This is a genomic window from Deinococcus aerius (assembly GCF_002897375.1).
GTDB lineage: Bacteria > Deinococcota > Deinococci > Deinococcales > Deinococcaceae > Deinococcus > Deinococcus aerius.
Map to the genome: position 1 here is coordinate 48,107 of NZ_BFAG01000022.1, position 9,971 is coordinate 58,077.

6 protein-coding genes are annotated in these 9,971 nt (G+C 73.3%); 2 read left to right on the top strand and 4 right to left on the bottom strand.

The features are described 5' to 3' along the window. Positions 1–8: 8 nt before the first annotated feature. The gene (locus DAERI_RS20900; RefSeq protein WP_103131380.1) at positions 9–3,149 is read right to left on the bottom strand and encodes an alpha-mannosidase; all 3,141 of its coding nucleotides are present in this window, start codon (positions 3,147–3,149) and stop codon (positions 9–11) included. A gap of 153 nt (positions 3,150–3,302) precedes the next feature. Between DAERI_RS20900 and DAERI_RS20905 the strand changes: the two genes are divergently transcribed. Next, on the top strand, positions 3,303–4,547 hold the full coding sequence (locus tag DAERI_RS20905; RefSeq protein WP_103131381.1) for a low temperature requirement protein A: 1,245 nt from the start codon (positions 3,303–3,305) through the stop codon (positions 4,545–4,547). 266 nt (positions 4,548–4,813) lie between these two features. Here DAERI_RS20905 and DAERI_RS20910 read toward each other — a convergent pair whose 3' ends face one another. From DAERI_RS20910 to DAERI_RS20920, 3 genes are all read right to left on the bottom strand, one after another. Then, the gene (locus DAERI_RS20910) at positions 4,814–6,364 is read right to left on the bottom strand and encodes an FAD-dependent monooxygenase (protein WP_103131382.1); all 1,551 of its coding nucleotides are present in this window, start codon (positions 6,362–6,364) and stop codon (positions 4,814–4,816) included. Beyond that, positions 6,361–6,987, bottom strand: a complete 627-nt coding sequence (locus DAERI_RS20915) for a TetR/AcrR family transcriptional regulator (RefSeq protein ID WP_165794320.1) — start codon at positions 6,985–6,987, stop codon at positions 6,361–6,363. The genes DAERI_RS20910 and DAERI_RS20915 overlap by 4 nt, the downstream gene beginning before the upstream one ends. 616 nt (positions 6,988–7,603) lie before the next feature. After that, the gene (locus DAERI_RS20920) at positions 7,604–8,428 is read right to left on the bottom strand and encodes a class I SAM-dependent methyltransferase (RefSeq protein WP_103131384.1); all 825 of its coding nucleotides are present in this window, start codon (positions 8,426–8,428) and stop codon (positions 7,604–7,606) included. A gap of 128 nt (positions 8,429–8,556) precedes the next feature. Between DAERI_RS20920 and DAERI_RS20925 the strand changes: the two genes are divergently transcribed. Then, the coding region (locus tag DAERI_RS20925) for an ATP-binding protein (protein WP_165794321.1) at positions 8,557–9,971 on the top strand (1,415 nt) is incomplete at its 3' end.

Consider the following 9,971-nt stretch of genomic DNA (forward strand, 5'->3'; position numbering starts at 1 on the left):
CTCCATCGTCAGGGCAGCCGCGCCTCCTGCTCGCGCAGCGTCACGACCCGGTAGGGGGTGTACTCCCGGGCCGGTTCCCCGTCCGGCTCCTCCAGAAAGTTGACCCTGCTCCAGCCCGCCACACCGAGGGCGTTGGCGAGGTCGAGCGTTCCCCGGTCCCCGTGCGCGTCGTACAGCCGCACGACCACCCCATCCGTGTCCTCGGCCAGTTTCAGGGCGCCGAGGCGGAGATTGCTGTCCGTCACCGCCAGCAGCCGGGCGGTGGGGGGCTGACTTCCACCTTCCCGACCTGAATGGAAAGCGAGGAGCGGGGCGTTCAGGCTGTGCGCCTCCCGCACCGTGCCGTTTCGCCAGTCCCCGGTGTGGGGGTACAGGGCGTAGGTGAAGGTGTGCCGCCCCTCGTCGCCGATCGGGTCGGGCCAGACGGGGGAACGGAGCAGGCTGAGGCCCAACACGTTCCCGAGGCTGGAATGGCCGTACTTGCCGTCGTTCAAGAGGCTCACCCCGTAGCGGCCCTCGCTCAGGTCGGCCCAGCGGTGGGCGGGCTTCTCGAACTGGGCGGCGTCCCAACTGGTGTTCGTGTGCGTAGGGCGGGTGACCGTGCCGTAGGCCGTCTCGAAGCTGGCATGCGGGCTGCGGACGTTCAGCGGCATCAGCGCCCGCAGGAAGGTGCGGCGCCCGTGCCAGTCCACCTCGGTGTGGATGTCCAGGCGGGGGCTGCCCCGGCGCAGCTCGTAGGTCTGGATAATCGTGCTCTCCCCGTGGCGGCGCACCACCCGCACGGCCTGGCGCAGTTCACCGGGCAGACGTTGGGGCGGCTCGGCGGCCAGAAGCTCCTCGCCCTCCCCCGCGTAGTCGGCGTCCACCTCCCAGGCGTCCCACTCGCGGGGAAGGTCGACGTAGGCCCAGAGCTGATTCCCCCGGTCGGCGAGGGCCTCGCGCCCAGCCCGCAGGTCGTACAGGGAGGAGAGGGTGCCGTCCGGGGCGACCACGACGCGCAGCAGGCCATTGTCGAGCACGAGGTCGCTGCCCGGATTCTCTACCTCACCCGCCGGAGCGTCCGCGTTCGAAACCGTCAGGGTGAGATACCCCAGGCCCGGCACCGTCACGTCGCCCTGCACGTAGAGCCTGCCCCCGTGGAACTCGCTGCGGACGGGCTGACCGCCCTGGGTCTGGAGGGTGAGGGGACGGTCAGCGTCCAGAACGACATTCAGCGGAACGTCCTCCAGGGTCAGGTTCCACACCACCACGCGGTCCCTCCCGGCGACGGCGTCGGTCAGGGCACCCAACGCGGCGTCGCGGATGCCCCTGGCCGTCTCCAGCGCCCCCGAGAGTTCCCGCACGGCGTCGTCGTACACGGCCTTCACGCTCGATCCCGGCAGGATGTCGTGGAACTGGTTGCGCAGGAGCGTCTGCCACGCCCCCGTCAGGACCTCGCGGGGATAGGCCGCGCCCAGCAGGCGGGTCGCCAGGACGCTCGCGGCCTCCGCCTCCCCCAGGGTGTGTTCGGCGCGGCGGTTGAGCCCCTTCACCCGGCCCTGGGTGGTGTACGTCCCCCGGTGGAGTTCCAGGTACTGCTCGCCCACCCACACGGGAAGGGGCGCCGGGTCCACCCCGTCGTAGAAATCCGCCACCCGGGTCATGTGCAGCCGGGGCAGCCCCGGGAAGTCGCGCAACCGGGCGTAGCGGTCGAGCATCTCGGCGGTCGGGCCGCCGCCCCCGTCCCCCCAGCCGAAGGAGAACAACGAGGCGCCGTGCGTGCGCTTGCCCCGGAAGTTCTGCCAGGTCTGAAGCACGTCGAGCGCGGCGACGCTGCCGTTGTACCCGTGCGCGGGCGAGGGGTTGAGGAAGGAGTGCGAGAGGACCCGCGTGCCGTCGATCCCCTCCCAGCGGTACAGGTCGTGGGGGAAGGTATTCGTCTCGTTCCAGTTCAGTTTGGTCGTGAAGAAGTACCCCAGATCGCCCTGCCGCAGAAACTGCGGGAGGTTGGCCGCGTAGCCGAAGGTGTCCGGCAGCCAGCACACCCGCGCCCGCCGCCCGAAGTGCCGCTCGAAGTACCGCTGCCCGTACAGCAGTTGCCGCGCCCAGGACTCGCCCGAGATCAGGTTGCCGTCCGGCTCGACCCACATGCCCCCGACGATGTCCCAGCGCCCCTCGGCCACCCGCTCCTGGACGCGCGCGAACAGTTCCGGGTCATCCTCCCGGACGAACTCGTAGAGCTGGGCGGTGGACTGGTTGAAGGTGCAGTCGGGGTAACGGTCCATCAGGCTCAGGACGGTGGAGAAGGTGCGCCGGGCCTTGCGCCGGGTTTCACTCAGCGGCCACAGCCAGGCGAGGTCGATGTGGGCGTGTCCGGTGAGCGCGAGGGCGCCCTCCGCCGGGTACTGTTCGCGCAGGTCTGCCAGTCCCCGGGTCAGCATCTCCCGGGCCGCCCGAAGCCGTGGTCGCCATTCCTCGGGGTACGGCGGCACATCCGGGCGCCCGAACTCCCACTCGTCCCAGATGGAGGCGATCTGGGCGGCCTGCGCCTCCTGCTGCACGGCGCGGGCGAGGTACTCGGCGCTGTCCGCCCTCGGCAGGGGAATCTCCCGGAAGGTCCGGTCGAGGAGGTCGGCCAGCCGGTCGGCAACCGCCACCTTGCCTCCCCTCAGCAGGTGCGTGGCCGCGTCGTGGGCGGCGAGCAGGTCCTCGTGCAGGGCGCGCACGTCCCCGTCGGGCAGGACGAGGAGGGCGGTCCCCAGCACGGGCTGCCGAACGGGGCTCCCGAACAGGCCCTTGGGGCTGGCCTGGACCTCGACCGTCAGGGGCTCGCCGCCCTGCGCCGCGATCGGGTACTCGCGGTGGTAGGGGTTGAGGCCGCCCACTGGCCTGCCGTTCACGCTCAGCAGGCCCTCGCCGCCCACGTCGAGGCGCAGGGCGACGGGCTGACCCGCCCACTCGGGCGGGACGCGGGCGCCGAAGTGCAGGGTGACCGGAAAGGCGCGGGAGGGCCAGGGCTCCCCCACCCGGATGGGCACGGGACTCCCCGACCCGTGGGCCAAGAAACTTCCCTCCCCCAGGTCCAGCCGGGCGGCGTCGCGCCAGGCTCCGAGTTCGTGGAGGCGTCGTTCGAGGCGGGTGAGGAGTTGCGCGGTCGTGACGTGGCTCATGGCGGGTTCCTTCTCTCTGGGCGGGGGGAGGGTCAGGGCGGCCGAACGAGGGCCGGGGGCCCCCCGGTTGTACCACCGGATCGGGGCGGCGGGGGCAGCCCGGGACCAGGCTCAGCCGGAGAGATCAAGGCTGAGCTTGGTGCACACTGGGGCATGCGGCGGTCATCTTTCCTGGGCGGCGGCTTCGTGCGGGTCGCCGGAAGTGCCGAGCGCGGCGGGCGGCACGCGAGCTGGCTGGAGCTGTTCTTCGACCTGGTGTTCGTCGTCGCGGTGGGCAACCTGGGGCGCCTGCTGCTGGAGGACCCCCGCCCGGGCGGGGTGCTGACCTTTCTCGGCCTCTTCGTGCCGGTGTGGTGGGCCTGGATCGGCATCAGCTACTGGGTGGACCAGTTCGAGCTGCCCGAGGTCGCCGGGCGCCTGCTGATGTTCGGCCAGCTCGCGCTGTCCCTGGGGCTGGCCGTCGGGCTGCCCCGGGTGGTGGAGGGCGAGCCCGCGCTCTTCGCCGGGTCGTACCTCGGGATGCGCCTCACGCTGACGCTGCTGTACCTCTGGGCGTGGCGGGCGCTGCCCGAGGGGCGGGAACTGAACGCCAAGTACACGCTCAGTTTCGCCCTGGGCACGGCGCTGTGGGCCCTGTCGCTGCTCCTGCCCCTGCCCGAGCGGTACGTGGTGTGGGGCGTGGCGCTCGCCCTGGAGATCGCCGCGACGATCTGGGCGTACGTCAGCACCCGGGAGCTGCCCCGGCAGGTCTCGCACATGGACGAGCGGTTCGGCCTCTTCACGATCATCGTGCTGGGGGAGTCGGTCCTCGCCGTGGCGACGGGCGGCGAGCATGTCCAGGGGTGGCCGAGCGCCGTCGTGGCCGCCTGCGGCCTGGCCCTCGCCTTCGCCGTCTGGTGGCTGTACTTCGACTACGCCGACGACAGCGTGATCAACCGGGCCATCCGGGGCGGCACCCGGGCGCTGTACCTGAGCTTCGTGTACGGCTACACGCACCTGCTGGTCTTCGCCTCCATCGTGGCGGCCTCCATCGGGCTGGAGCGCGCCTTCGAGGACGTGACCCACGGCCACCTGGGGGGCCCCACCCGGCTGCTGCTGGGCGGGGGGCTGGCCCTCTTCCTCGCGGCGGTCAGCGTGGTGCAGTGGGCCGGGCCGTGCCGCCTGCCCGCCCGGATTCTGGGCGCCCGCGCGCTGACGGGCGGCCTGGTGGGGCTGCTGGCCCTGCTCGGGGATGGATTACCCGCGCTGGCGGCGCTACTGCTGCTCACCGCCCTCGTCCTGGCCCTCGTGGTGTACGAACACCTCAGCCTGCGGGGGGAGCGCGCCGGGCAGGCTTCGCCCGCTGGCGGGGACGCAACTCCCCCCGCGTCCGCCGATACAGGCCGCAGGGCACCCTGAATGCGGGGGATTGGGGACGGACGGGCCTTTCCCGCAGGCCCGCAGCTTTCGGCTGCGTCAAGGTCCCTGTCCGGTTTCCGCACCAAACCTTGACAGAAGCCTCCTAAAGTAGGGCCATCCCACATAGACCGGCCGGGTGAAGCCGGAGGGTTGCCCCCGCCCCAGGGACGAGGCGAGGGGCTTGATTCTTTGTTTCCAGTCGTCAGCGCGGCAGGGATACGTGGGGCAGGTGGAGCTTCGCCGATTCCCCGAAGCGGCGCAGGCCGTCAGTGCGCGAGGACCGGGACGGGCGCGGGCGACGCCTGAACTTCCCTCGTCAGCCACCGGGCGGCGTAGGCGTCGAGCGCGCGGACCTCCAGCCGCGGCGCCGCCAGCCCCACGTACCCGTCGGGCCGCACGAGGTAGGCCGCGCAGGGCTCCAGCCCCGCACGCCGGGCTGCCGCGCCGTAGGGAAAGACGTGCAGGGGAACGCCCCACCGCTCACACCAGGCCAGGAGTTCCGGGTCGGCGCCGCCGTAGGCGTGGACCTGCCAGGAGAGCGACTTCAGGGCGTCGAAGTTGCTGCCGCCCCGGTGCGGCACCCAGGGCAGGCGGTCGCCGCCCCGGACCTTCCCGGCGTGCCCCACGCTCAGCGGGCTGTCCGGGTAGTGCAGCCGCGTCTGCGAGATCGTGAGGAACAGCAGGCGCCGCACCGCCCCGAAGCGGGCGAGGACCGGGAGCAGCGTGGGCACGACCCCCAGCCGGAACGCGCGGGCCGCGGCGCCGTGCCCCACGACCCCGGTGAAGACCCGGTCGGTGGTGTTCACCAGGGAGACCGCGAAGGGGCGGCGCTCGGGCTCGTAGGTGTCCAGGAGTTCGGCGTTCCCGCCGCGCAGGACCCCGGCGAGCTTCCAGGCGAGGTTCGCCGCGTCCCCCAGGCCGGTGTTCATGCCCTGCCCGCCGACGGGGGTGTGCACGTGCGCCGCGTCCCCCAGCACAAAGGCGCGCCCGGCGCGGAAGTGGTCGGCGACCCGGTGGTGCACCCGGTACGTGCTGAACCAGTGGAGCTGCCCCACCCGGGCGAGGCCATCCGCCTCAATCCGCGGCCGGACGAGGTCGAAGGTGGCGTCCTCGGGCGTGCCGGGGGGAAGCTGGCCGACGACGCGGTGGCGGCGCGGCTCGGGCATGGGGAAGAAGGCCAGGAAGTCGTCGCCCGAGAGGACGAGGTTGACATCGCCCTCCCGGACCTTGCCGCCCAGCTCCACGTCGGCGACGTAGAACCGCTGCTCGTAGGTGCCGCCGGACAGGGGGACGCCCACGACGTGCCGGACCAGACTGCGCGCGCCGTCGCAGCCCGCGATGTAGGAGGCCCGGACGGTCTCCACCCGCCCCTCCCGTTCCAGGGTCGCGGTCACGCCGCCTTCGTCCCCGGTGAAGCCCGTCACCTCCGTCTCCCAGTCCACCCGCACGCCGAGCGCGGCGAGGTGCTGGGCGAGCATCTCTTCGTTCTGGTCCTGGGTCAGGATGTACAGGTAGGGGTGCGGCGTGAGGTCGTCGCCAATGCCGCGAAAGCGCACCGCGCCCCGCAGGTCGCCGCGCACGAACAGGTTCAGGCGGTCGAAGTGCCGCCCGCGGGCGAGGGCCTCCTCCCCCAGGCCGAGCTGGTCGTAGAACTCCAGGGTGCGGGCCTGCACGGCGATGGCGCGCGTCTCCCGCACCGGGCCGCTCCGGGGGTCGGCGACGCGCACGCGCACCCCCAGACGGGTGAGCCACAGGGCGAGGAAGAGGCCGGTCGGGCCCGCGCCGGAGATCAGGACTTCCGTTGTGGCGGTCGTCATGGAGCTTCTCCTTTCACGCTGACGGTGCGGAGGAAGAGGTCGATCAGGGTGGCGAGCGCGGCCTCCCCGGGGGGCTGGGGGGGCGCGTCGCCGAACAGGCCGTCGAGGGCCACGAAGCTCATCACGGGTCCCACGAACATGCGGGCGCTGAGGTGGGGGTCGGGGGCGTAGATCAGGCCGCGCCCGTGCGCCTCCCGGAGCAGCCCCTCGGTGACCCCGAGCAGCCGGGCGGGGAACGCCTCGCGGAGGGTGGCGCGCAGCTCGGGCAGGTGGATCGCCTCGCCGATCAGCAGCCGCAGCAGGGCCAGCGCGTCGGGCTCCAGCAGATGCCCGGTGACGGCCCCGGCAAAGGCGAGCAGGCGGGCGCGCAGCTCGGGCAGGGTGGCGGGCGGGTCCTGCACGCGGCCGCCCAGGTCCAGGGCGCTCAGCTCCTGCGCGACGGTCGCGGCGAGCAGCTCGGACTTGCCCCGGTAGTAGGCGTAGAGGGTCTGCTTACTGACGCTGGCGGCCTCGGTGATGGCGTCGGTACTCGTGCGCGCGTAGCCCTGGGAGAGAAACAGGGTGCGCGCGGCAGTGAGGATCTGCTGCCGTTTGGCGCGGGCACGGGGCGTTTCGGGGGCCAAACCTCCTCCAATCAAACCGTACGGTTCGGTTTGATTCTGCGCCCTGGCTTGGGGTCTGTCAAGGCCAGGAGGGACGGGCTTCTGCGCGGAGGCGGGCAGCCGTCCCTCAGCGTGTCGCGGTGGGTGGGTCCTCGGGAGGGGCGTCGCCGGACATCTCGGGGCAACTCGTCCCGGCGGCGTGGCCGGAAGACCCCTTTCACCCTCGCGGGGGACCGATTCTGACCGGGGCCGTCGTGCCGCGGCTCCCGGGCGGGGCCACATCAGGGCGATCCCCGCCCGGTTGTCGGGGCGTCTGCTTCCAGCCTCTTTGCGGAGCGGGCGGAGGCGCCACGACCCGCGGGGTCAGGCGCACCCGCTCTCCCCACGCGGGAACGGTCCAGCATGACGGTGGATCGGGGGGTGGGACGGCTTCTACCGGGCTCTCCCACCCATCCACCTGCGGCCCCCCGTGCTGGCCCCAGGCTGGTTCCCTGCGTGGCCCACGCGCGCGGCGGGCTCGGAACCGGGTCCCTCCAGTGTGCCCCGCCCGGGGATGACGCGCCATCTCAGGCGTGCCCTGGCCTTATTGGTCAAAGCTTAATGCAGGCGGCGGGCTCACCTTTTCGCGGGGCGACGGTCAGGCGCGGATGGCCTCCACACGCAGCAATTCCGAGTCCAGCCGGGTGGTGCCGTCGGTCGCCTGGTTGTGCCCGGCCCAGTGCGCCTCCAGCTCGGCGCGCAGGGCCGCCTGGCCGCCCTCATCCAGCGACGCGAAGGCGCGGTTGGTGGGGCCGTAGTAGGTGCGGAAGAACTCGACGACCTCGGCGGGGCCGAAGGGGTAGACGAAGGGATACGCGACCCGCTCGAAGCGCACTTCCCGCACACCGGAGCCCAGGCGTTCGCGCACGGTCGCCTCGTCCCCCCACAGCATGGGCGAGGGCATCAGGGGGGAGGGCGGCACGTGGCGGCCCATGAGCCTGAACATGCCGCCGATGAAGCCCCCGGGTGTCCAGTTGCCCATCACGATGCGCCCGCCGGGCCGACACACCCGCAGCAACTCGGCCGCCACGCGGTCGGGGCGGGGGGCGAAGATCGCGCCGAAGAGGCTGCTCACCACGTCGAAGCTCGCGTCCGGGTATGGCAGGTCCTCGGCGTCGCCCTCGTCGAAGCGGGCGGGGAGACCCTCGGCGGTGGCCCGTTTCCGCGCCTGCTCGATCAGGTTGGCGGCGATATCCACCCCCGCCGCGTCGATGCCCGCCCGCGCCGCTGGGATGACGAGCTGGCCCGCCCCGCAGGCCACGTCGAGAAATCGTTCCCCGGGCCTCAGGTCCAGCCGCTCCAGGAACGTCAGCGCCCCCGGTTCCAGGTACCGGGCGAACACCCCGTAGTCGCCGCTCTCCCAGGTCGCCTTGAGCCGGGCCTTGAGCGCCTGCATCTCCGAACTCGTCGCCGTCGTGGTCATAGGGTCCTCCCTCGTGGGCGGCGGGTCTCCCACCCAGCGACTTTCACAGTAGGCGCGGGGCCGGGCGGGCCGGTACGGGGTCCTACGGTACGTCCGCGGGGTCGGTACGGGGGTACGCTGGGGGAATCATGGAGGGTCGGCGCCAGGATGGGGGCCGGGGAACCCTGGTGGGCCGCTCGCGGGAGCAGGCCGCGCTCCGGGAGGTCGCTGAGCGCGCCCGCGGGGGCCAGGGCGGCCTGGTCCTCGTGTCGGGCGAGGCGGGCATCGGCAAGACGCGGCTGGTGGACTCCTTCCTGCTCGCGGAGGGGCTTCCGGTGCTGCGCGGCCCGTCGCGGGACACCCGCCTGGCGGCGCCCTTCTCGCCCATCGCGGCGGTGCTGCGGGCGGGGCTGGCCGCTTCACCCGGGGCGCTCGACCACCTGCCGCTGAGGGGTTACCTCGCGCCCCTGCTGCCCGAACTCGGCCCTGCCCCCTCGCAGGACGGGAACAGCCCGGCAGCCCTGCACGAGGCCATTCGCGGCGCCCTGCGGGCGCTCATGGAGAGCGGCCCCACCGCGCTTGTCCTGGAGGACTTGCAGTGGGCGGATCACGCGACGCTCGACCTGCTGCCCGCGCTGGTCGGCGGGCTCGCGGACCGGCCAGTGCTCGTGGTGGGCACCTTCCGGTCCGAGGAACTGCCCCGCGCGCACCCCCTGCGCCGCGCCCGGCAGGAGCTGCGCCGCGCGGGCGTGCTGGAGGAGCTTCACCTGGGGCCGCTGGACCCGGCGGAGACGGCGGAACTCGCCCGCGCGAGGCTGGGCGCCCCCCTGACCCCGGCCCTGGCGGGAATACTGCACGCGCGCAGCGAGGGCGTGCCGCTGTTCGTGGAGGAACTCGCGGCGGCATTGCAGGGGAACGGGGGCCTCGCGCCGCGGGCGGACGGTCGGCTCGACCTCGCGCCCGGCGCCGCCGTCGAGGTGCCGCTCACCCTGCGCGAGGCCATCGGGCTCGGCCTCGACCGCTTCCCGCCGGGGGTGCGGGCCGCCGCCGAGCTAGCCGCCGTGCTGGGTCCCGCGTTCGACGCGGACCTGCTCCTCGACCTCGCCGACGAGCAGGCGTTCGACGCGCTCACCGGGGGCGGGTGGCTGGTGGAGGAGGGGGGCGGCGCGGCGTTCCGGCACGCCCTCGTCCGCGACGCGATCTACGCGGGTATTCCGTGGTCCAGGCGCCGCACCCTGCACCGCCAGGTCGCCGCCCGGTTGGAGGAGGTGGGAGCCCCGCCGGGCGTCACGGCGGAACACTGGCTGGCGGGCCGGGAGCCGGGGCGGGCGCGGGAGGCGCTGCTCGCGTCCGCCGAGGCGTCGTGCCGCCTGCACGCCTACCGCGACGCCGCCGGGGCGGTGGGGCGCGCGCTCGACCTCTGGCCGCCCGGCGCCGAGGAGGCCCGGCGGCTGGAGGTCCTCGACCAGCTCGGGCGCTGCGCGCAGGCCTGCGGGCTCCTCGCCGAGGCGGGGGCCGCGTGGCGGGAGGCCGCCGGGGCGCGCCGGGCCGCGGGCGACACCGC